Consider the following 26,291-nt stretch of genomic DNA (forward strand, 5'->3'; position numbering starts at 1 on the left):
AGATAAGGGAGGCGTTGTCGTTCAGGAAGTGGCCTAGAAACTTTATTTACGGCTGATCAGCCAGTTACATTACCCGCAAATTTGGCTGCCGGATCTCGTACCGGGCTGGGCAATGCTCCTTCTGTGCGGGCCGAGGAGCCGCGCACCAGCAGCTCGGGGCGCAAGGCAATGTGCCGCGGCGCAAAGGGGCGGCCGTCGGCCTCAATCAGCTCCAGCAGCAGGCGCACGGCCGCCTGGCCCATTTCTTCGCAACGCTGGTCGATGGTAGTGATGGGGGGCTCCGTGATGGTCGTGAAGGTCTCGTTGCTAAACCCTGTGATGGCCACATCCTGCGGCACCTGTAGGCCTAGGCGGTGCGCTTCCTGCATGGCCCCGAGGGCGCTGTAGTCGCCGGCGGCAAACACGCCATCCGGTGGGTTCGGGAGAGCCATGAGCTGCCGAAGTGCTTCAGCACCTTGGTCCTGGGCCATTTCGGTATAGATGATCAGGCTTTCATCCTCGGGCAGCCCAGCTTCGCGCAAAGCATCGAGGTAGCCCTGCCGACGGTTTTTGTAGATATTCAGGTGCTGCGGACCGGCCAGATGCGCAATGCGGTGGCACCCCTGCTGCAGCAAGTGCCGCGTAGAAACGTAGCCACCCTCCTGGTCGTCGAGCACTACAGCATTCACGTTCTCGCCCTCTACCACGCGGTCGAAAAACACTAGTGGCAGGCCGCGGCTACGCACTTTCTCGAAGTGCCGAAAGTCGCGCGTAGTGCGCGACAACGACACCAATACGCCTGCTACCTGCGCACTAAGCAGGATATCGAGGTTGCGCCGCTCCTGTGCCACATCTTCGTTCGACTGGCAGATAATAACGTTGTAGCCTGCTTTGCTGGCCGCCGACTCAATTCCGTGCACTACCGAGGGAAAGAACCGGCCCTCAATGTACGGCACCACAATGCCCAGCAGCTGGCTTTTGCCTTTGCGGAGCGCTGATGCTAGGCGGTTGGGCTGGTAGTTATACTTCTTGGCCAGCTTGAGCACTTTTTGCTTCATGGCGGGCCCAATGCTATGATGGTCGCTCAGGGCCCGCGAGATGGTCGTCATGGATACTCCCAGCTCCCGGGCCAGATCGGCCATAGAAACGGGGCTAGTAGTATTTTGGTCCGGGACTTGTTTTTTTCGAGGGGCCATACTGCAGTATGCTACACAATGCTTTGTGTAAATATAGCAATCTACCGGATACGCCTGATAGCAAAGGAAGCCAACAGATGAAATTCAGCGTATTTAGACCGTTTGCTTGCCTCTTTTCAGGCATGTTTCTCTCTTTTGCATAGGATATACACAACTACTTTTTGCATAAAATAACCATCATCTTAAGTTTTTCTTATTACTTTACACAATCGATTGTGCCTAGATATGGAGCACTTGGTTTCCATAAACAGGCCTACCGAACAAAATAATCAGGTGTGTGCTGAACCACAGCTCCTGCTCTGGCTGACTTCTTTTCCGCTTCGCCCACTTACTCTACTCCATGCCCACGTCTTCTCCCACCCGATTTGCGCAGTTGGCTACTGGCCTAGGCCTGCTCAGCACCCTAGGCCTAGGTTCTGCCTTTGCTCAAACCAAGCCCACGGCCGCGAACACCATTACGGTGCAGGTAAACAAGCCCGGCGCGCCCATCGCCAAAACCATGTACGGCCTCTTCTTCGAGGACATCAACTTTGCTGCCGATGGCGGCTTGTACCCGGAGCTGGTTAAGAACAAGTCGTTTGAGCTGGACGAGCACCTGCTGGGCTGGCGCGGCATTCGGGGCGCGGCGGCGCTGTCTACCTACACGGTTTCCAGCCAGCAGCCTATTAGTACCACCAACAACCACTTCCTGCGCATGACGGCCGCCACGGCCAGCCCCGATGCGGGCTTCATTAATGAAGGCTTTCGGGGCATGGGCGTAAAGCAGGGCGGCGAATACACGTTCTCGGTATACTTGCGCAAGGGTGCCGGCAATGCTAGCGGCCTGAACGTGACCCTGGAAGAAGGTGGCCCCGGTGCGGGCCCGGAAGCGGGCCCCTCGGGCAAAGTGCTAGCCCAAACCAAAATCACCGGCCTGACCAACGCATGGAAAAAGTACAGCGTGGTGCTGAAATCGTTGGGCACGGCCGAGAAAGCGCGCCTGAAGCTCACGATGGAAGGCGCCGGCACGCTGGATATTGACGTGGTGTCGCTGTTCCCCAATGATACTTACAAGAACCGCGAGAATGGCCTACGCACTGACTTGGTACAGTTGCTGAAGGATATGAACCCGGGTTTCCTGCGGTTCCCTGGTGGATGCATCGTGGAAGGCCGCAACCTCACAGAGCGCTACCAGTGGAAGGAAACCATTGGCGACGTGGCTAGCCGCGTGCCGCTGGTAAACCGCTGGAACATGGAGTTCAAGCACCGCTCCACGCCCGACTATTATCAAACCTTCGGCCTGGGCTTCTTTGAGTATTTTCAGCTTTCCGAGGACATTGGTGCGGAGCCCGTTCCTATCCTGAACGTGGGCATGGCCTGCCAATTTAACTCGGCTGAGTTGGCCCCTGTTTCGGGGGTAGCAGCTGGCGGCCCGAATGCCGGCTCGCCGCACAACCACGAGGACGACGACCCGACGTTGGAAACCTTTATCCAGGACGCGCTGGATCTGATTGAGTTTGCCAACGGCCCCGCCAGCAGCCCATGGGGTGCCAAGCGCGTAGCCATGGGCCATGCCGCGCCATTCAACCTGAAGTACATCGGTATTGGCAATGAACAATGGGGCCCGCAGTATTTGGAGCGCTACGAGCCCTTCATGAAGGCAGTAAAGGCAAAGTACCCCAACATGAACATCGTATCCAGCGCCGGCCCAAGCCCCGATGGTGAGCTGTTCGACAAAGCCAGCAAGCGCCTGCGCGAGCTGAAAGCTGAGGTAATTGACGAGCACTACTATGCTAAGCCGGAGTGGTTCCGCCAGAACGTGGGCCGCTACGACAACTACCCTACCACCGGCACCAAGATCTTCGCTGGCGAGTACGCTGCGCAAAGTGTAGCCATCGGTAGCCCTGACAATAAGAACAGCTGGGACTGCGCCATCTCGGAAGCAGCCTTCATGACTGGCCTAGAGCGCAACGCCGACAAGGTGGTTATGGCTTCGTATGCGCCGCTCTTCGCACACGTAGATGCCTGGCAGTGGACGCCGGACATGATCTGGTTTGATAACCTGAAAGCCTACGGCACGCCGAACTACTACGTGCAGAAAATGTACAGCACCAACCCTGGCACCACCATGCTGCCGGTGCAACGCGCTGGCAACGCCAAGAACGGCGACGACAACCTGTTCAGCAGTGCTACCGCCGACGACAAAACCGGCGAAATCATCGTGAAGCTGGTGAATTACTCTACTTCAGCTCGCCCCGTTACGGTCAATCTGCAGGGCGTGAAAAAGCTGGGCAAAGCCGGTAAAGCTACCGTATTGGCCAGCGATGATTTGAACGCCGTGAATAGCCTGGAGCAGCCTATGAATGTGGCACCCAAAGAGGAGCCGTTCAAGGTATCGTCGTCGAATGTAACCTACACGCTGGCTCCGAATTCGTTCACAGTGCTGCGTATTCCTGGCAAGCGCTAAGCGGTGATTTCTGACGTATGAAAAAACTGCTTTTCGCTTCCCGCTCGTTGTTCGCTGGCTTGGTGCTAGCAGCCGCCGCTCCTACCCTGGCACCCACTGCGGTGCTAGGGCAGGCAGCACCCGAACCAATAGCTGGTAACCCCATTATCAAAGACAAGTACACTGCCGACCCGGCCGCCTTCGTGCACAAGGGTACGGTGTATCTCTATGCCGGCCACGACGAGGCGCCGGCCCGACAGGAGCGCTACGTGATGAACGAATGGCTCTGCTATTCCTCCACCGACATGGTGAATTGGAAAGAGCACCTCTCGCCGCTGAATGTGAAGGCGTTTGCCTGGGCCAAGGCCGATGCCTGGGCCTCTCAGGTGATTGAGCGCAACGGCAAATTCTACTGGTACGTGGCCGTGGAGCACGGCACCATTCCGGGCAAAGCCATCGGGGTGGCCGTGTCTGACAGCCCGACTGGTCCGTTCAAGGATGCGCGCGGTTCGGCCATCATCACCAACAACATGACCGAAAGTCCCATCTCCTGGGACGACATTGACCCTACGGTGTTTATCGATGATAAGGGACAGGCCTACCTCTACTGGGGCAACACCAACTGCCACTGGGCCAAGCTGAAGCCGAATATGACGGAGCTGGACGGCCCCATCAACAAGGTTACTACCCTACCCAAGTTCACCGAAGCTCCCTGGATTCATAAACACAACGGCTGGTACTACCTCAGCTATGCTTACCAATTCCCGGAGAAGATTGCCTACGCCATGAGCCGCAGCATTGAGGGACCGTGGGAGTTCAAAGGCATTCTGAACGAGGTGGCGGGCAACTCCAATACCAACCATCAGTCTATCATTGACTTCAAGGGCAAATCGTACTTCATCTACCACAACGGCAGCATCCCCACGGATGGCGGCAGCTTCCGACGCTCCGTCTGCATCGATGAGTTGTACTACAACAAAGACGGCACGATGAAGCGCGTGTTAATGACGACCGAAGGCGTGAAGCCAGCCAAGTAAGTGGCCTAGAGAGAAGAGCGAAAATCTGTTTCGCGACGAGCGCAGCGAGTTCCTACGCGGTTGTGCAGTGTCTATTCCTCGCGTTGCTCGTCGCGAAACGGACTTTTGCGTTACTCTCCGCGAGGCGTGGAACGAGCGTATTGCTGACCGTCATCTTCCAGAACTTCTTCACCCCACCCGATTTACACAATCGTTTATGTACTATACTCTCTTGCGGCGTCTGTTGGTGCTGGCTTTCGTGCTAGGCCACTTAGGCGCATCGGCCCAAACTACCCCGGCGCTCATTCCGGCCCACGACCCCGTGATGGCACAGCAGAATGGCACCTATTATATGTTCTGCACGGGGCCAGGCATTGCGGTGTGGTCGTCGAAGGACCGCAGGAACTGGACGCGGGAGAAGCCCATTTTCGCCACGGCTCCTACGTGGGCTACCCAGGCCGTGCCGGGCTTCAAGGGAAACCATATTTGGGCGCCTGATATTTCGTACCACAACGGCGTGTACTCGCTGTTCTATTCCATCTCGGCGTTCGGCAAAAATACCTCGTGCATAGGCCTGGCGACCAACAAAACGCTCGATCCTACTTCCAAGGACTTCAAGTGGTTAGACCACGGCCGCATAGTGCAGTCGGTGCCGGGCCGCGATATGTGGAATGCCATTGACCCTAACTTAGTCCGCGACGAAGCTGGAAACCCCTGGTTATCATTTGGTTCTTTCTGGGATGGCATTAAGCTGGTGAAGCTCGCGCCTGACCTGAAAGCACCGGCTCAGCCCGAGCAGTGGCGCACCATTGCTAAGCGCCCGCGCAATCCACAGCTCAACGACTCGTTGCCCGGCGACGGAGCCATCGAAGCGCCCTTCATCTTCAGGAAAGGCGACTTTTACTACCTGTTCACTTCCTTCGACTACTGCTGCCGCGGCCCCCAAAGCACTTACAAGATTATGGTAGGCCGCTCGAAAAACGTACAGGGGCCGTACGTGGATAAGGCGGGCGTAGCGCTCGACCAAGGCGGCGGCACCGAAGTATTGGCCGGCGACAAGAACTGGTTTGGTTTGGGCCACAACTCAGTCTATACTTTCGACAAAGCCGATTATCTGGTTTTCCATGGCTACGATGCCGCCGATAAAGGCCACTCCAAGCTGCGTATTGAGAAGATGACCTGGGATGCGGCGGGCTGGCCAGTAGTACAGCCCTAGGCCACTGTGCAGGCTTATTAACTACACAATCGTTTGTGCATATTGGCTTAAAAAACTACTTTCCCGTTAAGGAGTAAGTTGGTTTGCTACCGGTACCGATTACGGTATCGATACCGGTCCTTTTTCTGCCATTGTGTTGCACTCAACGCTATTCCTGGGCCCCCTGGAGCCGTAGATTAGCATGTTTCCCACCTTTTTTATGTCTTTCCGTGAGTAACTCAACAACCTCTACTGCCGAGCTAAGTGTAAATACCATCCGCCTTCTGTCGGTGGATATGGTGCAGGCAGCTAACTCCGGCCACCCCGGCCTCCCGATGGGCGCGGCTCCTATGGCCTACGTGCTGTTTTCGCGCTTCCTGCGCTTCAACCCAAAGGACCCGAAGTGGCCTAACCGCGACCGGTTTGTGCTGTCGGCCGGCCACGGCTCGGCGCTGCTCTATAGCCTGCTGCACCTGTATGGCTATGAGCTACCCATGGATGAGCTGAAGAAATTTCGGCAGCTGCATTCCAAAACCCCTGGCCACCCGGAGTCGCACCTGACGCCTGGCGTGGAGGTAACTACGGGCCCGCTAGGCCAGGGCTTCGCCAACGGCGTAGGCATGGCTATGGCTGAAGCGCACCTGGCAGCCGTGTACAACAAGCCGGGCCACACGCTGCAAGACCACTACACGTACGCCATTGTAAGTGACGGCGACCTAATGGAAGGCATTGCGGCCGAGGCGGCTTCGCTGGCGGGTCACCTCAAGCTCGGCAAGCTCATTTACCTCTACGACGACAACGACATCAGCCTCGACGGACCTACCAGCCTCTCGTACACGGAGGATGCGATGGCTCGTTTTGAGGCCTACGGCTGGCACACCCAGCGCGTGCAAGATGGCAACGACCTCGACGGTATTGAGGCCGCCATTAAAGCCGCTCAGCAAGAAACTGAGCGTCCTTCCATTATTTCGGTGAAGACCATTATCGGCTACGGTAGCCCGCAGGAAGGCACTAGCAAAGTGCATGGCTCCCCGCTGGGCCCCGACAATGTGAAGAAAGCGAAAGAGTTTTTTGGCTTCGACCCCGAGGCCACGTTTGTAGTGCCCGAAGAAGTGCGCACGCACCTGGCCGAAGCTGGGCAGCGCGGCGCCCAGCTTCAGGCCGAATGGCAGCAGAAATCAGAGGCGTACCAGCAGGAGTTTGGCACAGAGTGGGAACTGTTCCGGGCTTCGTTTGCGGGAGAGCTCCCCGCAGGCTGGGACGCCTCGCTGCCCGTTTTCACCCCCGCCGATGGCGCCATGGCTACTCGTCAGGCGTCCGGCAAAGCCCTCACGGCCCTCAAGAAAAGCGTGCCCTTCCTATTCGGCGGCTCCGCCGACCTGGCCAGTTCCAACGAGATGCCTACCGGTGGCGACGCCAGCTTTCAGCCGGGCAGCTATGAGCACAATAACATCTGGTTTGGCGTGCGCGAGCATGCCATGGGCGGCGCCATGAACGGCATGGCCCACCACGGCGGCGTACGCACCTACGGCGGCACTTTCCTCACCTTCTCCGACTACATGCGCGGCGCCATTCGCCTCACGGCTCTGGCCGAATCGGCCGCTACGTTTGTGTTCACGCATGATAGCATAGGCCTGGGCGAAGACGGCCCCACGCACCAGCCCGTAGAGCAGGTGGCCGCGCTGCGCACCATCCCGAACATTGTGGTACTGCGCCCCGCCGATGCCAACGAAACGGTAGAATCGTGGCGCATTGCCATGACCACGCCGAAGTCGCCGGTGGTGCTGATTTTGTCGCGCCAGAAGCTGCCTACCCTGGATCAGGAGAAGTACGGCTCGGCCCGCGAAGGTGTGGCGAAAGGCGCCTATATTCTCAGCGAAGCCGAAGGTGGCAAGCCTGAGCTCATTCTGCTGGCTACGGGCTCAGAAGTGGCTCTGGTGATGCAGGCCCAGGAGAAACTACAGGCGCAAGGCGTACCTACCCGCGTGGTGAGCATGCCCTCGTGGGAGCTGTTTGAGAAGCAGGACAAAGCCTACCGCCAGCAGGTTTTGCCTTCCGATGTGCGTAAGCGCGTGGCCGTGGAAGCCGGCTCGCCGATGGGCTGGCACAAATACGCCACCGATGAGGGCACCGTCATTGCCATGAACCGCTTCGGCGAATCGGGTCCCGGCGAGGCCGTGATGGAGTACTTCGGCTTTACCGTAGAAAACGTGGTAAAACAGGCCAATTGGGTACTCCAGGGCCAACCTGCCGAGATTGAGAAGAAGGAAATGCTTTCCTAGGCCAGTATCCTGTGCAAGGAAATCGTCCGTCATGTCGAACTGGTCGGGACATCTTGTGTGCTGATACTGACTGTTAGTTTGAACGTTTATTAGTCCAGGGTTTAAACCCTGGGCTACGGAGCGGTTGCTGCTGTAGGCCAGAGTCATTGGCCTGGGTAGAAATGCTTTTATAGGCTCAGTGTGACGGGACGATCCTGATAGTACCAGCGGGGAGCCAGATCATGGCTCCCCGTTTTATTTACCGCAACCTGATGAGTGAAATAACGCCTGCCCAGCGCCGTGTGGCGGTTAGTGTACTGTTTTTTGTGGCGGGGTTGTGCTTTGCCTCCTGGGCGTCGCGCATTCCGGATATTGGTCTGAAGTTGGGCCTGAGCGAAGGTGAGCTAGGCCAGTTGCTGCTGGCGTTGCCGGTGGGCTCTATGCTGGCGCTGCCCGTGGCCGGCTGGATGGTGCACAACTACGGCAGCCGGGTTGTAGTGCTGTTGGCAACCAGTATGTATGCGGGGTTCCTGCCGCTGCTGGGGTGGGCTTCGGGTTTCTGGAGCTTGGCGGGCAGCCTCGTGCTTTTTGGGTTTGCCGGCAACCTGCTCAATATCTCCGTCAATACGCAGGCTATTGGCGTGCAACAGGCCTACGGCAAGCCCATCATGGCGAGCTTTCACGGCCTCTGGAGTCTGGCGGGTTTCCTGGGTGGCGCGTTGGGCACCCTCCTAATCCGGTGGCAGCAAACCCCGCTCTGGCACTTTCTGCTGGTGATGAGCATAGGCCTTTTGCTTACAATCCTGGCACATCAGCGCACCTTACCGCAGGATACGGGCGCCGACGCTGGTGGCCCCAGTCTGCGCCGCCCCGAGCCCTACCTGCTCCGCATCGGCCTGATTGCTTTTTGCGGCATGCTCTGCGAAGGCTGCATGTTTGATTGGAGCGGTGTGTACTTCCAGCGCGTTGTGCACCCCGATGCTTCGCTGGTAACGGCGGGCTACGTGGCTTGCATGAGCACCATGGCCCTGGGCCGCTTCATCTCCGATTATTTCACCCACCGCTTTGGCACCAACCGCATGCTGCAACTCAGCAGTGCGCTCATCACCGTAGGCCTATTGATGGCCGTAGTATGGCCAGCGTTTGTACCCTCCGTGATTGGGTTCTTACTGGTAGGCTTCGGTATTGCCTCCGTGACGCCCCTGGCCTACAGTGCCGCTGGGCAATCCACCACCGTCTCGCCGGGCGTGGCGCTGGCTATGGTCTCTACCATCGGCTACTTCGGGTTTCTGCTGGGCCCGCCCCTGATTGGCTTTATAGCCGAGGTTTCGAGCCTGCGGCTATCCTTTGCGCTGGTGGCAGGCCTAGGCGCCGTAATTGGGGTACTGGCCGCCCGGAAAGCGCCGAAACCAGCCAAGCAAGTGGCCTAGCGACTATTTTCTTACGATTTCATACAGAAGCCGCCGCTTCAGTTCGCGCCGATTTTCGCGTGAGCTGAAGCGGCTGTTTTGCTTTGTGTGGAAGCGTAATGTAGAAAGGTTTCTATATCAGCTCCCCAAGAACCCCACCCCCGGCCCCTCCCCTCCGGGAGAGGGGTGCGTTCTAGAAACCTTGCCAAGTCGTCTGGCCCCCCTCTCCCGGAGGGGAGGGGCCGGGGGTGGGGTCCACGGCACAGAACGAAAATCCACTCTAATCCACACCCCAAAAAATATTTCACCGGAAGCTGTAACCTTAGTGAAAAGGCGCAGTTTCCACCGCCGAATACGCTCCCACACCTCACCGACCAAACGCTTGAACTCGCTTACTGACAACTCGCTGATGCTGCAAGTGAAGGCCGGCCAGGTCGAGAAGATGGGCCTGCTGTTCGAGCGCTACCATAGGCCACTGTTTGCGTTTTTCTACCATTCCAATGGCAACGCAACGGCCAGTGAAGACCTCGTGCAGAACGTGTTCTACCGGATGCTGAAGTACCGCCACACCTTTACCGGCGACGGCGAGTTCAGAACCTGGATGTACCACTTGGCGCGCAACGTGCTAGCCGACGCCGCCAAGAAAGACAAACCCTCGCTGCACCACAAGGATGTAGCCGACTGGGCCGAGAAGATTGCCGGAGGCACCACCGCCGATGGCCATCTGCAAAAGTCGCAGGACGTGGAACAGCTCCACCGGGCCATGGCCCGCCTAAGTCCTGACCAGCGGGAAGTGCTCGTGTTGAGCCGCTTCCAGGAGCTGAAATACGAGCAGATAGCGCAGCTGCTCGACACCACGGTAGGAGCCGTAAAGGTGCGCGCGCACCGGGCCCTCTGCCAACTCAAGGATATTTATTTGAAACTCGAAAATGGAAGCAAAGTTGAACTGTGAGGGCGTGCAAGAGGAGCTGATGGATTGGTTAGCCGGCACCTTACCAGCCGCCCAGCATCAGGCCCTAGAAGCACATTTGACCCAATGCCCGGGCTGCCACCAGGAGCTAGCTACCGTACGGGCACTCTGGACCAACATGGGCGAGTTGCCCGTACCGGCACCCAGTGAGCAGATGCGCCCGCGATTCTACTCCATGCTGGCCGAGTTCCAGGTAGAAGAGCAGCGCAAGCAACGCTGGTCGGTGGCTGGTATCATGGAGCAGATTCGGGAATGGTGGCAGCCGGCTTATGGCATGCGAGTGGCCTACAGCCTTGCGTTGCTACTGGTAGGCCTAGTAGCGGGGTATGTATTGAAAGGTAGCCCAGAGACGTCTGAGCTGGCTGTGCAACAGCCCACCACTACAGCTCCGGTTGCCTCGCAGGCTGATGTGCATCAGACTCAGGTATTGGCCATGCTGAACAACCCTTCGGCCGTACAGCGCCTGCGAGCCGTGAGCTACGCCGAGGAAGTAGCGCCTACCAATGAGCGGGTGGTGGCGGCCCTGCTCAGCACCCTCAACCAAGACCCGAACGTGAATGTGCGCCTGGCTTCTTTGGAAGTACTAACCGGCCTCACCCAGGACCCTATGGTACGCCAGGGACTCGTTCGGTCTCTTACCCTGCAGGATTCTCCTCTGGTGCAGTCGGCGTTGGCCGATGTGATGGTGCAGCTGCAGGAGCGCCGCTCGGTGCGCCCCCTGCGCAAAATGCTCAAGCAGGAAAACCTGAACGAACAGGTAAAAGACAAAATCGAGCAAAGCATTGAGTCTTTGTCAGGCGACAAAACTCCCCAACCTTCTACTTCATCGACCTCCCATGAAACCGACAACTATACTAAGTCTGGTGTGCCTGCTGCTGTGGTTGCCTAGCTGCTCCCTGCACGCTCAGAACCGCGAAGCCACCGAGAAAATCAACAAAGAGTTTACCCTAACCGGCGACGCCAGCCGCGGCACGCTGGCCCTCTACAACATCTTCGGCTCCGTGACGGTGCAGGGCTACAGCGGCAAAACCGTGGTAGTCGAAATCACCAAAACCATTAAGGCGCCTTCGGCCGAACTCCTGGCAAAAGGTCAGCAGGAAGCCCAGCCCGGCTTCGAGCAGCACGGCGACAGTGTACTTCTCTACGTGTCTGGCCCCCAGGACTCTCGCCCCAACCGCCGCAACCAGCCCGACCGCTTCCATGATAACTGGAAGAACAACGAAGGCCCGCGCTACAGCTACCAGTTTGACTACACCGTACGCGTACCAGCCGGCATGGAAGTGCGCGTCTCGACGGTAAACGGTGGCAAGGTGCTGATTGAAGATGTGACGGGCGCCCTGCAGGCCCGCAACGTGAACGGGTCGGTTACCATCAATAACGCCCGTGAGGCCACACTGGCCTACACCGTGAACGGCGATGTGAACGTGAGCTACACCACGGCTCCTACCAAAGCGGCCTCCTACCACACCATCAATGGCAACATTGTGGTGAGCTACCCGCCGAACGTATCCGGTGACCTCTACTTCAAGAGCATGCACGGCGAGATGTTCACGGACTTCCCCAAAACCGAAGTATTACCGGCCCGCGTGACGCAAAACCAGCAGCGCGATGGCCAAAGCACCAAGTATAAAATCAGTAAAGAGACGGCCGTACGGCTAGGCAAAGGCGGCACCGATTTCCGCTTCGAGACCATCAACGGCAACGTCACCATCAAACAGCAAACCCGATGAACCAGTCCCTATTTCGCACCCTTTTGGCCCTGTTCGTTCTGGCGTGGGCTCAGCCGCTAGCGGCGCAACAAGCAGGTAAAGAACAACTCACGGTGGCCCTCAGCTCGCCCGGCAAGCCCGGCACGCTGCACCTGAAACTGGTGGGCGGCTCTATTAAAGTGGAAGGCACCAGCGGCAAAGACGTGGTAATTGACGTGGCCAACCGTGGCGGTAGCCGCACCTCCAGCTCTTCTGATAACGACGCACCAGCCGGCATGCGGCGTCTTTCCAAGGTGAACGGCCTCGATGTGACGGCCCAGGAAAAAGACAACCACGTGTACGTCAAGACGCAGTCGTGGCAGAACCCGGTAGACTTCGTGATTAAGGTACCGCGCCAGTTTTCCCTCCAGATTGGGACGGTGAACGACGGCAACATTTCGGTGCAGAACGTGGCCGGCGAGCTGGAAATTTCCAACGTCAATGGCTCCATTACCCTCGAAGACGTGGCCGGCTCAGCCGTGCTGAACACGGTGAACGGCAACATCATCTCGAACTTCAAAGACATTACGAGCGGGGTACCTATGGCCTTTTCCAGCGTGAATGGCAAGATTGACGTGAGCTTCCCCGCCCGCGCCAAAGCTGATCTGAAGCTGAAATCAGACCGAGGCGAAATCTACAGCGACTTCGATTTGACCGTGGATAACAGCGCCCCCAAAGTAACGCGTGTGGCAAAAGATGGCGTCTACCGCGTGAGCCAGGACAGCTGGACCAGCGGCAAGATCAACGGCGGAGGCGCCGAGTTCATGATGAAAACCCTGAACGGCAATATCTACATCAGAAAGGCTAAGTGAGTGAAGTAGCCTGCGGGGTCTCTAGCTGCAACTAGAGACCCCGCTTTCGTTAGGAGCACTAGCTGAATCCCATACAAGTGAACGATATAATAACACAGCCGTCTGCGGCTCGTCGTTGCCATAAACGACTGGCCTAGCGCGTATATATCACCCGCTAGGCCAATCGTTCTGACAGTAAGACAAGTTTAAGCGTCTCAATAATTGAGCACGCCCCTGTAACGAACCATCATTCGGCAGGTACTCCCATTTCCTGACCACATCCGTAGCGCGGCTTCCGCCGCTGCCGGCCCTCGTCTTGCCAAAATTTACGGGCTTCCCTCCTCTTCTATCTGCACTCCTTCTCATTGCTCTAGGCCATGCTATCTACCTCTATTCCAAGTTTCTTGCTGTTACTGGCGCTATGCACGGGCAGTGGCCTAGCCGCTGCTCAAACGTCGGCTACTACGCCAGCACCCACGGCCGCCTCAGCACCGGCGCCTAAGCGCCAACTGCAAACGCTGCGCATCACGGAAGCCATTAAGCTGGATGGCGTGCTGGATGAGGCGGTGTGGCAGCAGGCGCCCATTGCCACCGGTTTCACGCAACAGCGGCCCAACCCTGGCGTACCGGAAAAGCAGAAAACGGAGGTGCGCGTGCTGTATGATGACGCCAATATCTACGTCGGGGCAATTATGCACGATGTCTCGCAGGACTCTATTCCACGGGAGCTGACAGCGCGCGACAATACCGGCAACTCCGATTTCTTCGGCATCTTTCTCGATACCTACAACGACCACCTGAACGGCTACGGCTTCATCGTGACCAGCAGCGGCGTGCAGCTCGATTCGCGCTATTCGCCGGCCGGAGGCGAAGACTTTAACTGGAATGCCGTGTGGGAAAGTAACACCTCCTATCAGGGCACCGATTGGGTGGCGGAGATGCGCATTCCGTACTCGGCCATCCGATTCAGCAACGTGCAAGAGCAGTTGTGGGGCCTGAACTTCATGCGCCAGCGCAAACGCGACAACGCCTCCTATTTCTGGAATGAAGTGAAACCCGCCGCCAGTGGCTTCGTGAACCAGTGGGGTGAGCTGCGCGGCGTGCGGGATATTAAGCCGCCGCTGCGCCTCTCGCTCACGCCCTACGTTTCCAGCTACGTGAACCATAACCCGCTGAATGCAGAAGGCACGCGCCGCACCACTACCAGCTTCAACGGGGGCGCCGATATCAAGTGGGGCATCAATGAGAGCTTCACCCTGGATGCTACCTTGGTGCCCGACTTCGGGCAGGTACAGAGCGACAACCAGGTGCTGAACCTCTCTCCTTTCGAGGTACAGTTCAACGAGAATCGGCAGTTCTTCACGGAAGGCACCGAGCTGTTCAACAAGGGCAACTTATTCTACTCGCGCCGTGTAGGCGCTACGCCCATTGGCTTCTACGGCGTGCAGGCGGGCACCACAGAGAAGATCATCCGCAACCCCGCCGAAACCCGGCTGCTGAACGCCACCAAAGTATCGGGCCGTACTAAGAGTGGCCTAGGCATCGGGTTTTTCAACGCGCTCAGTAATGATGTGTACGCCACCCTACGCGACACCGAAACCGGCCAGGAGCGCGAAGTAAAGACGCAGCCGTTCAGCAACTACAACATCATGGTGCTGGATCAGAGCCTGAAAAACAACTCCTACGTCTCGCTCATCAACACCAACGTAACCCGCGCCGGCAGCACCTACGACGCCAACGTGACGGGCGGGCTGTTTCGCTTCGCCAACAAGAAAAACGCCTACGCCCTCGATGGCAGCCTGGTGTACTCGCGGCGGCGCGGTACGGTATTCGGTTCCGATAAACCTATTGACGACCAGGATGGCTATAAGTACCAGATTGGGGTCAGCAAAATCAGCGGCAATTTCACCTGGGGCCTGAACCAGGGCATCGAGTCGGCCTCCTACAACCCCAACGACCTGGGCATTTTGTTTGGTAACAACAACATCACGCAGTCATTGGATGTGGCCTACCGCAAGTACAAGCCCTTCTGGAAGGTGAACAACATGGCCTTCTTTGCTCAGGCCAGCCACTCATTATTATACAAGCCCACGCTCTACCAAAACATGAGCTTTTACACGGGCTTCAACACCACCTTCACGAAGAGCTTCCTGCAGGTGGGCTACGACTTCGACACCAATCCCACTACCCACGACTTTTACGAGCCCCGTACTTCCCCGCTAGGCCAGTACTACGTGCGCGTGCCCGGCAACACCGGCATTGTGCTGTTCGTCAATTCCGACACGCGCAAAAAGTTCTCCTATGGTTGGAATCTCGGGCAGCGCATTTTTGCCCTGGATGAGCGCCTGCCCCGGGAGCGACGCATGAAGTATAGCGCCGGCTTCTACCCCCGCTACCGCGTCAACGACCACCTCACCTTCCGCTATAGCCTCGACTGGAGCCTGGTAAATAACCAGATTGGTTTCGTGAATGGCGGCATGAGCGCCAGCGAGCCGTTGGATAAGCCCTTCCTGGGCCAAGTGATCCTCGGCCGCCGCGACGTGGCCACGGTTTCCAATGTGGTATCAGTGGCCTACACGTTTACTAACCGTATGTCGTTTACGCTGCGCACGCGCCACTACACCAGCAACGTGCGCTACGCTGATTTCTCGCAGCTAGGCCCCAACGGCGAGGAGAAACTAGTGGCCTACCAGCGCAACCGCGACAACACCTACAACGCCTTCAACGTGGATGCTGTGTACTCCTGGTGGTTTGCGCCCGGCTCACAGGTGAGCATCGTTTGGAAGAACGCGGGCTCCACGTATTTGCTGGCGGAACAGGCCACCCCTCTCTATTTCGACAACTTCAACAACACCATCAACACCCCGCACAATAACTCCCTTTCGGTAAAGGTGCTCTACTACCTCGACTATCTAAGCTTCCGCAAGAAGCGGTAAGCGCTAGGCCAGTATACTTCCTTGGCAAAGCACTGGCCTAGGCATGTCTTACGGATCTGCATTGTCCAGACCAACACAACAAAAAGCCCCTGCTGAAACAGCAGGGGCTTTTTGTTGCTAGAAGCGGAGAGAGAAATACGGTTAGTGCGCGATGGTGATGCGCTTGTTCTCCACTTTACCATTGGTGATTAATCGGCAGAAGTAAACGCCATTCGGGAGGGCACTGCCATCCATCCTGACCTCGTACTCGCGGCCACCTTCTACCTCAGCGTTGTAGAGTGTCTTGACCAGGCCACCCGTGCTGTTGTAGAGGTACACCTGCGCCTTGCCACCTTCCAGCGTACGGAAGTGAATGGTGCCCTGCTCCGTCATAGGGTTCGGATAGATTTCCAACACGTTGCTGGCGGTTGCGGAGGCAGTTGCAGGACCATTCAGGGTAATAACCTGGCTGGTGCTGGTGGTCCTGAGAGCCGTGGTGGCAACGCCGGTTCCTGTCACAGACACTAGGTCATTCGGGGCTAAGTCACGGTGAACTGTCTTGGTGCCATCCCACTTGCTGGAGAACCAAATGCCTCCACTGCTGCGATACACCGTTATGGCCAGCCTGTCAACCTTCTCCGTGGCCGATGGGTTGCCCACGCCATCATACATATCCAACTGCATGGTGCAGTTGCCTTCAATGCTCTGCGCTACACCATTCACAATTTCTGAAATATTGGCTTTGCTGCTGAACTGGGCCGTGGGGTTGGTGGTAGCCAAAGTTGAAATAGCATTGCTCTTCAGCTTATAGGTATGCGGCACACCGGGCGTTTCCTTGCCATTGCGGTCATAGTAGCTGTTCACCGTAATCTCAGCCCCACCCTGTGGGTTTTTCAAGCTCTTGTTGTACTGCACATAGAACCCGAAGCTGGAGGAGCCTTTGATATATCCGGCAGTTCCGGTTGCATCAAATTTGCCACCACCTGCTATCAGGCCACCAGGAGTTGGCACTGCTACCGTTACTTCTTTATCGAGCGCTGAATTATCTATGCTCTTGTAGTTACCGGTAACCACTACGGCAATATCCAGAATAGCCGCTGAACCGCTGATGCTGTATTGGACATTCGTAGCAGCGGTTCCCACCGTCAAGTCACCGGGATTAACCAGTCCAACCGGCAGGTTCTGAGCTCCGTTGATTGGAGTAAGCGTGGCGCTGGTGCCTGTACCAGTACGAATGAAGAACGACGCTTTTGCCGTCCGGATATCCCCCGTGAAGTTGAGGTTGTTCTTGATAGTAGCTACCAGATTCAGCGTGGCCGTAGAGCTACCAGACCCAGTAGTCCAGAAGAAGCTGGAGCCGGTATAGTAGGTATCGGCCACTGGGTTGGCCGTTTGCTGCGTGATGGTAGCCTTGGCAGTAGCGCTGGTAGTCGTCAGGCTGTAGTTGCCGGAAGACGTTCCGCCCAGCGTGAAGCCGGTGGCCGTCACTACTTTATCAACACCCACGTTGGCATCCGAGAAATTGGCTGTTCCCGCCGTCAGGCTCACATTAGACACGTCGGCGGTAAGCACACCGGTCAATGAACGGCTAAGGATGGTGGCCGCGGTAGTGCCGTCATACATCCTGCTGGCCGCAGTGAAGGAGGGCATAATGCCCAGCGGCGTGATATCGGCGATAGTAGAAGTCACCGACGCAAGGCTATAGTTGCCCGATTGTGCTCCCGTTAAAGTAAAGCCAGTGCCTGCCACAGACTTACCGGTTCCCACATTAGCATCGGCAAAAGTGGCCGTGCCACCGGACAAGGTTACGGCATCACCGCTTAGAACACCGGCAAGCGTGCGGCTGGCAATGGTACTGTTTACCTGTCCGTTATAGATTTTATTACTGGCGGTAAATGCCCCCGTAATTCCCAGTGCCGTGATATCGGCCTTGGTCTTGACTGTGGTGGTGCTTAAGGTGTAATTGTTAGCCGTATTACCGCTCAGGACAAGCCCCGAAGCAGTGACATCTTTGGCAGTGCCTACATTCTTGTCAGCAAAAGTTGCGCTACCACCCGTCAGCGTTACATCGTCTTGGCCAACTATACCGGTGAGGGTACGGCTGGAGATATCAGCCGTTGTGTTGTTGTTGTAGACTTTGTTGCTGGCCAGAATAGCGGGTACAAGTGGCTTGGCGGTGATGGCAAACGTAGCGCCGGGCGCCAGGCCCAGATCGTAGTTTGTGCCAAGGCTTAAGGAGCCCAGTGTAATGTCATAATTACCCACTGTGCTTCCGCCCACGCGGGCCAGAGCTCCGCTGAAGCTTTCACCAGCTACCAGCGAGCCACTGGTAACAGTGTAGGCCAGTGTGGGGTCCAGATCAGTGCCATACACTTTGTTCTGGTTGGCCGCAGCCGTAACCGTTACCTGACGAAGCGTAACGTCAGCCGTTGTGGTGTTCACCGTTGTGAGGTTGTAGTTGCCGGCCTGAGCACCGCCCAAGGTCATGTTGCTGGCCGTAACCGTTTTGCCGCTCGCTACATCCTTGGTATTGAAGGAAGCAGTACCATTAAGTAAGGTTACCTCATCCGTACCGAGAACTCCGTTTGGAGTGCGGCTGGTAACGGCAGCAGTGGTATTGCCATCGTAGACCTTGTTGCTGGCAGTAAACGAGCCGGTGATATCAAGGCGGCTGATAGTAGCCGTAGTGGTGGCCACCGAACTTAAGCTGTAGTTGCCTCTGTCGGTACCATCCAGAGCGGCATCGGCAAGGGATACCGTTTTGCCAGCGCCCACATTTTTGTCGGAGAAGGTAGCGGTACCACCCGTCAGACTTACGACATCCTGGCCAATCACACCCGTCAGGGTACGCGTCAGGACGGTAGCGTTAGTTGATGCATTGTACGTCTTGTTCTCAGCCGTAAAGTGGCCTACAAGAGCAAAGGGCGTGATGCTGGCCGTTGTGGAGGCCGTAGTGTTGGCAGAGTAGTTTCCGCTATCGGTTCCGCCCGTAATGGTCACGTTGGCGGTTACAGGTTTACCCTGGCCTACACTCTTGTTATTGAAGGCTCCGTTGCTGGCACCTACTGTCAGGACATCTCCTGCCACTAGGCCACTGCCAATGGCGGCATGGACCGTAGCATCGGCATTACCATCGTAGGTTTTGTTGTCGGCCGTAATGGCAAGTACCAGGGTCTTCTGCGTGATGTTGGCTGTGGTGCTAGCACTCGTGGAAGTGAGGCTGTAGTTGGAAGCAGCTGTGCCATTCAGAGCCACCGTTGCCGACACCGTTTTACCGTCGGCCACGTTCTTGTTGTTGAACACCGCACCGCTTACCGTAACGCCTACTGTTTCACTACCGATGAGGTCAGTGGCAGGCACAGTACCCGTAGCCGAAGCAGTAGGGTTACCGTCATAGATTTTGTCCTGCGCTGCGATAGCCGCGGTCAGTTGCTTGGCCGAGATGGCTGCCTTGGTGATGGCCGTAGCGCTTGCGGTGTAGTTGTCCCTGTCAGTACCAGCGAGGCTAAGACCTATGGCCGTTACGGTTTTGTTGGTGCCTACGTCTTTGGTATCGAACGTAGCCGAACCGCCCACCAGGGTTACTTCGTCATCCGAAATCTGCCCGGTCAGGCTGCGCGACTGGATAGTGGCGCTGGTGTTGCCGTCATAGGTTTTACTTTGTGCTGTGAATACCGGCGTGATGGGTTTGGGGGTAATGGCCGCCGTGGCGGTGGCGCTGGTATTGGCCGAGTAGTTGCCGGCATCGGCGCCGGCTTTGCTTACGCTGGCCGTAACCGTTTTGCCGGGAGCCACATTCTTATCACTGAATGTGCCGCCGTTGCTGCTCACCGTTACTACATCGTTGGCTACCAATCCGCTGCCCGAAGCCAAGACTGCAGAAGTGGCGGCCGTAGTATTTCCATCGTACACCTTGTTGGTAGCCGTCAGGGAAATAGCCAAGGGCCTCGTTGAGATAGCCGCCGTACTGGTAGCCGTGAGGTTGACCGAGTAGTTACCGGCATCGGCGCCGGCTTTGCTTACATCGGCCGTAACCGTTTTGTTGGGGCCTACATTCTTGTCGGCAAACAGGCCACTCGTAGCACTTACCGTTACTACATCATCGTCTACTAGGCCACTCGTGATGGAAGCCGTTACAGCTGCGTTCCGGTTGCCATCGTACACTTTGTCCTCAGCAGCAATGCCAATGGTCAGGGCTTTAGTGGTAATGGCGGCGGTAGTGGTAGCCGTGAGGTTGGCGGTGTAGTTACCGGCGTCGGTGCCGGTTTTGCTTACTTCCGCTGTCACGGTTTTGCCAGCGCCCACATTCTTGGTGTCAAACAAGCCGTTGCTGGCGCTTACGCTTACCGCGTCGTTGGGCACTAGGCCACTTGCAATAGAAGCCGTTACGGCTGCGTTCCGGTTGCCATCGTACGGCTTACTTGTAGCACTGATAGCAATGATCATTTCCTTGGCCGTAATGTCGGCTTTGGCGGTAGGGTTGGCAGCAGCCAAGCTGTAGTTGCCTGCGTCCGTGCCGGTCAGGCTGAAACCAGAGCCGGTTACGGTCTTTCCCTCACCCACATTCTTATCGGAGAAGCTGGCGGTGCCTGCCGAAAGTACCACCTGATCAGTGAGTAAAACCCCGGCCACTGAGCGGCCGGTGATACGCGTCGCGAGGTCACCGTTGTACACTCTGCTCGCCGCCGTGAAGGAAGGTGTCAGCTCAGCCTGGGTGATAGTGGCCGTGGTAGCGGCCGAGCCAGACGTCAGGCTATAGTTGTTGCTGATTGCCCCACTGCTCAGTGCCACCGTAGCGGTTACAGGCTTGGAGTTTCCAACCTGCTTGTCATTGAACTGCGCATTAGTCACTATTACTGATACCGCATCGTTTCCTACCAGATCGGCCGCTGCCACACTGCCGGTAGCCTGAGCGGCCAGAGTAGCATCGTACACCTTATTCTGAGCCGCGATAGATGCCGTCAGAGGTTTGCGCGTGATGGCGAAAGTGCTACCCGAGGCCAGGCTTAGGCTGTAGTTGGAGCCCAGGCTCAACGTCCCCAGAGAAATGGCATAAGTATTTACCAGTTCGCCTTCAGCACGGATCAGCTGTCCGGAGAAGCTGTCGCCGCTGATTTTGGTGCCGGTCGTAATCGTGTAGGCTAGTACAGGATCCGTAGTGGTGCCGTACACTTTGCCCTGCCCCACAGTGGCCGTCACCACAAGGGGGCGGGCCGTGATATCGGCAGTAGCCACGGCGGTGCTGTTGGCTGTGTAGTTGCCAGCATCCGCGCCCGTCAGGCCTAGGCCAGTCGTCGTGACGGTTTTACCGGTGCCCACATTTTTGTCGGCAAACGTTGCGCTGCCACCAGTTAGAGAAACTACGTCGTTGGTCACTACCCCGTCCAGCGTGCGGGTGGCAATATGGCCTGCAGTGTTCCCGTCGTACTCCTTGTTGTCAATAGTTATGGAAGCCGTAAGGTCTTTCGCCGTAATGTCGGCGTTGGCCGTGGCTGAAGTGGCCGACAACCGGTAATTATGCGCTGCGGCGCCAGTCAGGGCCACCGTAGCTGTTACCGTTTTATTGGTACCTACCTGTTTGCTAGCGAAAGCCGCATTGCTTACTGCCACTATCACCTCATCCCTGCTAACTACATCGGCGGGAGGTACGCTGCCGGTTGCGGTTGCTCCTAGGCCACCATCATACACTTTATCAGTGGCTGCAATAGATGCCGTGAGGGCTTTGGCCGAAATCGTGAACTTCACGTTGGGCGTGAAGGTCAGGGCATAGTTGCTGCTCAACGCCAGGCTACCCTGCGTGATATCGTAATCGCCTACCTGGCTTCCTTCGCCTCTGGATAAGTTACCCGTGAAGGCATCGTTTCCTACCAATGTTACTGGCTCATAGGCCAGTGCGGGCTCCGTAGCTCCGTAGATTTTGCCTTGTCCTGCTGCTGGCGTTACCGTTACGGCTTTAGGGGTAATGGTGAAATTGTTGGGTAAGTAGGTAACCAAATAGTTAGTTACTGTGGAAGCATTGTTCGTCTTGCTGTTGATTGACAAACTGCCTTTACCAATAACGTAAGCACCGATGTTGCTGCCTCCAGCCCGACTCAATGTGCCAGTAAAAGCATCGACACTGGCCAGGCCACTGCCACTTACGGTATAGGTGAAGCTCGACGGCTCAGGGTCGCCATATACTTTCGTTTGCCCCTCATTCGCGGCAATGGTAATCGGACGAGCCGTAACGGCCAGCGCCGTAGCATTACCAGCAGCCTGCCCGAAAGTATAGTTGCCATATCTGGCTTCTAGGCCAGTGCCAGTAACCTCATACTCGCCAACCGGGCTAGAAGCATCGGCTACTGAGGTAAAGCTGACGGTTCCGGTGGTAGCAGTCTCAGCGGTTTCCGTTTCTACGAACCCCGTTATGGTACCTGTAAGTGTACCATTTGGGTCACCATACATCCGCGAAGCATCATTTGCTGCGTAAGTGAGTGTAGCAGGCGTGATAGTAGCGGTGGCCGTTGGGTTGGTAGCAGGCAGGCTGTAGTTATCGGCCTGTGCTCCACCCAGCGTAAAGCCGCTGGCCGTTACCATTTTGCTGGTGCCAACATTTTTGGTCGCAAACGTAGCTGCACCATTCTCCAGCGTTACCACATCGGGGCTGATAATTCCCGAAAGGCTTCGGGTCAGGATTTCCGCTTCTGTGGTGCCATCATATACTTTGCTCTTGGCCGTGAAAGTCGGCGTGAGAGTTGCCGCTGTAATGTTAGCGGTGGTGCTGCCCGTGGCAACTGGCAGGCTGTAGTTGTCGGCGGCATCTCCTATAAGGACCACATTCGCAGTTACTGGCTTGTTGTTGGCTACGTTCTTATCGCTGAAGTATGCATTGCTTACTTCCACTCCTACCACATCACCAGCAGCAAGCGCACCGGCAGGCACGCTACCGACCGCTGACGCTGTTGCGTTGCCATCGTAGGTCTTGTTGCTGGCAGTAATGGTGGCCGTGAGGGCTTTGGCCGAGATGCTGGCTGTAGTAGTCGCCGTAGGGTTAGCGGTGTAGTTATCGGCATCAGCACCAGCTTTGCTAACTGTAGCTGTCACGGATTTCCCTGTGCCCACATTCTTGTCATCGAATTGGCCATTAGCAGAGCTTACCGTTACTACATCGTTGGTCACTAGGCCACTCTCAATCGTTGCCTGCGTGGTAGCAGCAGCTGAGCCATCGTAGGGCTTATCCGCAGCTGTGATCCCAATCTCTAGGGTCTTAGCCGAAATAGTAGCAGTTGCAGAAGCGGTGTTGGAGGACAGGCGATAGTTGCCTGCATCTGTGCCACTCAGTTCTAGGCCAGTCACCGCAACCGTTTTGTCGGTGTCTACCGTCTTATCGGCAAATACCGCCAAACCTCCTGTTAGGCTCACCGCATCTCCACTTATTTTGCCTATTAGTGAGCGAGTGGCCAGCGTAGCACTAGCATTACCATCATACACTTTATTGCTTACCGTAACAGAAGGCGTCAGGGCTTTGGCCGTAATGGCAAAGCTAGCTCCCGGGGCCAAGGTCAGCGTATAGTTTGTACCAGCCGATAAGTTGCCGATAATGTAAGCGTAAGGGCTACCAGCTACCGTATTGCCTTGAACTCTCGACAGGCTACCGCTGAAAGCAGTGTTTGGCAAAGACCCACTATTATCGAATGTAAAGGCAGGATCTAAAGCGCCATATTCTTTGCTCTGTCCGTCTTTGGGCGTTACTGTAACCGACTTCGGATTGATCTGGAGGGTGCCGGTAGCTGTGCCCGCGTAATCTGCATTGACCAAGGTGCCCACCACCGTATAACTCCCTGCATCTACAGGCTCGGCAACAGAAGCCGTGCCTTGCGAATATGTGTAGGTGAAGGTGCTTGCTCCTTGTGCATTAGTTTCGGCTGTGGCTGACTTTACGTTTCCATCGTAGGTCTGAACCAAGCTGCCCAACGTTACGCTGGCAGTAGCCTTATTGATAGAAAGTGTGGCGGCAGAACTGGTAACTGAAGGAGCGCAAGTACCACTAACTACTACATAGTAGTCGCCGGCATTGCTGCTCGTGATAGATGGAATAGAGTACGTGTTTGACGTCGCGCCAGCTAATGCATTCTGCGTACTTGGTGTACCCTTATACCACTGATACGTCAGGCCAGTACCGGTAGCCGCAACGGAAAAGCTGACGGCCTCCCCCACCGTTTTGTTAACTGATTGCGGTTGACCACTCGTACTGATTGCAGGCAACTCATTTACGTTTACAACTACGGAACTCGAAGGAGCAGAAGGACAGTACCCTGTGTTCGCAATTGCATTGACTGTGTAAGAACCAGCCACAGAAGCCGTGTATGTAGCCGACGTAGCGCCCGGAATAAGGTTACCATCTCTGTACCATTGCAACGTGGCGTTTGGAACACTCGAAGTCACCAAGGCAACACTAGCACCGGGGCAGATAGTAGTTGCGCCCTGAGCAGTAATGGAAGGAGTACCAACATTTGGGTTTATGCTGACAGCCGTGGCTGCCGAAGTAGCTGAACAGCCACTGGCATTCCTCACCGTTACCGAATAATTACCGCTGATACTTACTGTAATGGCTTGGGTGGTTGCGCCATTGCTCCACAAGTAGCTAGTGCCTGCAGAAGCAGTTAACGTAACAGATCCTCCGGAGCAGACGGCGGTTGGGCCGCTGGCTGTCACAGTTGGAGTAACTGGCGAATTGACTTTAGTCTGAATACCGCTGCTGGTTGCGGAACAGCTATTACTAGTCACTTTTACCGTGACAGTCTGGTTGTTGCTTAGGCCAGTTGTAGTATAGGTATTAGAGGTGCTTGCAGCTCCTACGGATGCTCCATCAACAAAGAACTCGTAAGATGCGCCTGCAATTATAGCGGCTGTGAAGGTGACAGATTCGCCAGCGCAGATTGTATTATCGACGTCACTACTGCTTAGCGTTGCGGTAGGCGTAGTTACCCTTATGGAAACGCTGTTACTAGTAGCCGGGCTACCTGTCACACAGGCAGCATTAGAAGTCATTACACAAGTAACAGCGTCATTGTTTGCTAACGTGCTGCTGGTGAAAGCACTTGCGGTTTCACCAGCCACTATGCTACCGTTTACTCTCCACTGGTAGGTAGGTGTATTGCCACCGTTAGTAGGTGTAGCCGTAAACTTTACAGAGGTGCCTGAGCAGATAGTTGTTGTCGAGGCAGCAATATTCACGCTTGCCGGCACCACTGGATTAATAGTCAGGACAGATTGACTAATGCCCACTGTTGATCCAGAAACTACCCTAATTCTATAGCGTGTATCGCCTTGAACAAGGTCAGGGAGTTTTGGAGTTAATGTATAGCTTCCATCTTTATTTGTAAGTGCAGGACTTAGAGTGATAGGGGTTACCGGAAATGAACCATCCGGATTAGATAGCTCAGCTGTGTAGGTCTTATTGCCATTAAAACCGGATACGGTTATAGGCACATTTATCGTTGACCCAGCGCAAAATGGACTACCAGTAATAGTACCTGTTGTGATTGTTTGCCCAAAGACCGGAGCAGTAAACAGGAGGAATAGCAGGAACAGCAAGAACCCGTAGGCCTTGAGGTGTATCCCGCTTTGGGGGGTAGGTAGATGTATACGCATAGGTGTGCTAGGAGAAGGTTTGGCTAAGTAGAAGCAGTAGAAAAGTTCAAAAAACAATAGGCTTCCTATCCAGTTCACCGCTGGATTGCTGGGTTTACCTCAAGTTCATAAACTCTATTATAGAGCCAATTTATTAGTATTTTCTTTATAAAAAATATAATCATCAATAATAATATTGTTTTATATCAAGTTTTAATTCGCTTTATTAAGGAGTATAAAACTATTCATAGACTTATGATTATAACGTGTTGATAAACCTAATGAAGCAGTTAGCTTGGGCTGTTTGAGGCTTTTTTAGTTGTGGAGTCCCTATCCATGCCCAAGCAGTCCGCTGATGATTCTTTATGAGTGGTACTGCTTTCTACCAAGCCATAGCATGATGGCTTACATGGTGCAAACAAGCAACTCCCTTGCTCTTCTTACTTGTTACCAAGAGGCAGTGATTTCCCTTTTACCAGACACACTAGCTTAGGCACACGTCAGGAAGAGAAAAGAATGTTCCTCGCTACCTTTCTTACTTTACGTCCACATAAATCCATAAATTCGATCTGACTGCCGAAAAACAAGGGGGTGAGCAAAGTGCCAAGCCTTTGCAGAAAATACTGGAAGGAAGTAGCACGGAGCACCATTCCTCACGTGAACTGACCTGTGTTTCACAGCATGCTGCACTCAACAATGTTGAAGCTTATGAATCGGTAAAGGATCCAAACAAGTGAGGCCGTGAGCACAAGAAAAGTGTGCTCACGGCCCTCA

General features: G+C 55.8%; 12 protein-coding genes. 10 read left to right on the forward strand and 2 right to left on the reverse strand.

The annotated features are described in order from the left end of the window. Positions 1 to 56: 56 nt before the first annotated feature. Positions 57 to 1,121 (reverse strand): LacI family DNA-binding transcriptional regulator, encoded by a 1,065-nt coding sequence (locus CFT68_RS08135; protein WP_170934737.1) that lies wholly within the window; start codon positions 1,119 to 1,121, stop codon positions 57 to 59. A gap of 394 nt (positions 1,122 to 1,515) precedes the next feature. On the opposite strand from CFT68_RS08135, the gene CFT68_RS08140 reads away from it, so the two are divergent. From CFT68_RS08140 to CFT68_RS08185, 10 genes are all read left to right on the forward strand, one after another. Next, complete coding sequence (locus CFT68_RS08140; protein WP_088842910.1) at positions 1,516 to 3,621, forward strand: alpha-L-arabinofuranosidase C-terminal domain-containing protein; 2,106 nt, start codon at positions 1,516 to 1,518, stop codon at positions 3,619 to 3,621. A gap of 17 nt (positions 3,622 to 3,638) precedes the next feature. After that, on the forward strand, positions 3,639 to 4,637 hold the full coding sequence (locus tag CFT68_RS08145; RefSeq protein WP_088842911.1) for a glycoside hydrolase family 43 protein: 999 nt from the start codon (positions 3,639 to 3,641) through the stop codon (positions 4,635 to 4,637). Positions 4,638 to 4,833: 196 nt separating this feature from the next. Next, positions 4,834 to 5,832: an arabinan endo-1,5-alpha-L-arabinosidase gene (locus CFT68_RS08150; protein WP_088842912.1), complete on the forward strand. Its 999-nt coding sequence runs from the start codon at positions 4,834 to 4,836 to the stop codon at positions 5,830 to 5,832. Positions 5,833 to 6,041: 209 nt separating this feature from the next. After that, complete coding sequence (tkt, locus tag CFT68_RS08155) at positions 6,042 to 8,093, forward strand: transketolase (protein ID WP_088842913.1); 2,052 nt, start codon at positions 6,042 to 6,044, stop codon at positions 8,091 to 8,093. 221 nt (positions 8,094 to 8,314) lie between these two features. Continuing rightward, positions 8,315 to 9,502: an MFS transporter gene (locus CFT68_RS08160; protein ID WP_245815312.1), complete on the forward strand. Its 1,188-nt coding sequence runs from the start codon at positions 8,315 to 8,317 to the stop codon at positions 9,500 to 9,502. A 388-nt stretch (positions 9,503 to 9,890) separates the two neighbouring features. Continuing rightward, positions 9,891 to 10,433 (forward strand): RNA polymerase sigma factor, encoded by a 543-nt coding sequence (locus CFT68_RS08165; RefSeq protein ID WP_088842915.1) that lies wholly within the window; start codon positions 9,891 to 9,893, stop codon positions 10,431 to 10,433. Continuing rightward, positions 10,411 to 11,340: a zf-HC2 domain-containing protein gene (locus CFT68_RS08170; RefSeq protein WP_245815313.1), complete on the forward strand. Its 930-nt coding sequence runs from the start codon at positions 10,411 to 10,413 to the stop codon at positions 11,338 to 11,340. Before CFT68_RS08165 ends, CFT68_RS08170 begins: the two co-directional genes overlap by 23 nt. Next, positions 11,288 to 12,181: a DUF4097 family beta strand repeat-containing protein gene (locus CFT68_RS08175; RefSeq protein WP_141106491.1), complete on the forward strand. Its 894-nt coding sequence runs from the start codon at positions 11,288 to 11,290 to the stop codon at positions 12,179 to 12,181. Before CFT68_RS08170 ends, CFT68_RS08175 begins: the two co-directional genes overlap by 53 nt. Further along, positions 12,178 to 13,011, forward strand: coding sequence for a DUF4097 family beta strand repeat-containing protein (locus CFT68_RS08180; protein ID WP_088842917.1), 834 nt, complete (start codon positions 12,178 to 12,180; stop codon positions 13,009 to 13,011). Before CFT68_RS08175 ends, CFT68_RS08180 begins: the two co-directional genes overlap by 4 nt. Before the next feature lie 356 nt (positions 13,012 to 13,367). After that, complete coding sequence (locus tag CFT68_RS08185) at positions 13,368 to 15,926, forward strand: DUF5916 domain-containing protein (RefSeq protein ID WP_088842918.1); 2,559 nt, start codon at positions 13,368 to 13,370, stop codon at positions 15,924 to 15,926. Positions 15,927 to 16,067: 141 nt separating this feature from the next. On the opposite strand, the gene CFT68_RS08190 is transcribed toward CFT68_RS08185, so the two are convergent. Further along, positions 16,068 to 24,149: a YDG domain-containing protein gene (locus tag CFT68_RS08190; protein WP_141106492.1), complete on the reverse strand. Its 8,082-nt coding sequence runs from the start codon at positions 24,147 to 24,149 to the stop codon at positions 16,068 to 16,070. Positions 24,150 to 26,291: the final 2,142 nt, after the last annotated feature.

This window comes from Hymenobacter gelipurpurascens, assembly GCF_900187375.1.
Taxonomy (GTDB): Bacteria; Bacteroidota; Bacteroidia; order Cytophagales; family Hymenobacteraceae; genus Hymenobacter; species Hymenobacter gelipurpurascens.

Coding starts and splice junctions, on each gene's coding strand:
- CFT68_RS08170 (WP_245815313.1), top strand. CDS start 10,411: ATGGAAGCAAAGTTGAACTGTGAGGGCGTGCAAGAGGAGCTGATGGAT.
- CFT68_RS08160 (WP_245815312.1), top strand. CDS start 8,315: ATGGCTCCCCGTTTTATTTACCGCAACCTGATGAGTGAAATAACGCCT.
- CFT68_RS08145 (WP_088842911.1), top strand. CDS start 3,639: ATGAAAAAACTGCTTTTCGCTTCCCGCTCGTTGTTCGCTGGCTTGGTG.
- CFT68_RS08165 (WP_088842915.1), top strand. CDS start 9,891: ATGCTGCAAGTGAAGGCCGGCCAGGTCGAGAAGATGGGCCTGCTGTTC.
- CFT68_RS08140 (WP_088842910.1), top strand. CDS start 1,516: ATGCCCACGTCTTCTCCCACCCGATTTGCGCAGTTGGCTACTGGCCTA.
- CFT68_RS08175 (WP_141106491.1), top strand. CDS start 11,288: ATGAAACCGACAACTATACTAAGTCTGGTGTGCCTGCTGCTGTGGTTG.
- CFT68_RS08135 (WP_170934737.1), bottom strand. CDS start 1,121: ATGGCCGATCTGGCCCGGGAGCTGGGAGTATCCATGACGACCATCTCG.
- CFT68_RS08180 (WP_088842917.1), top strand. CDS start 12,178: ATGAACCAGTCCCTATTTCGCACCCTTTTGGCCCTGTTCGTTCTGGCG.
- CFT68_RS08185 (WP_088842918.1), top strand. CDS start 13,368: ATGCTATCTACCTCTATTCCAAGTTTCTTGCTGTTACTGGCGCTATGC.
- CFT68_RS08150 (WP_088842912.1), top strand. CDS start 4,834: ATGTACTATACTCTCTTGCGGCGTCTGTTGGTGCTGGCTTTCGTGCTA.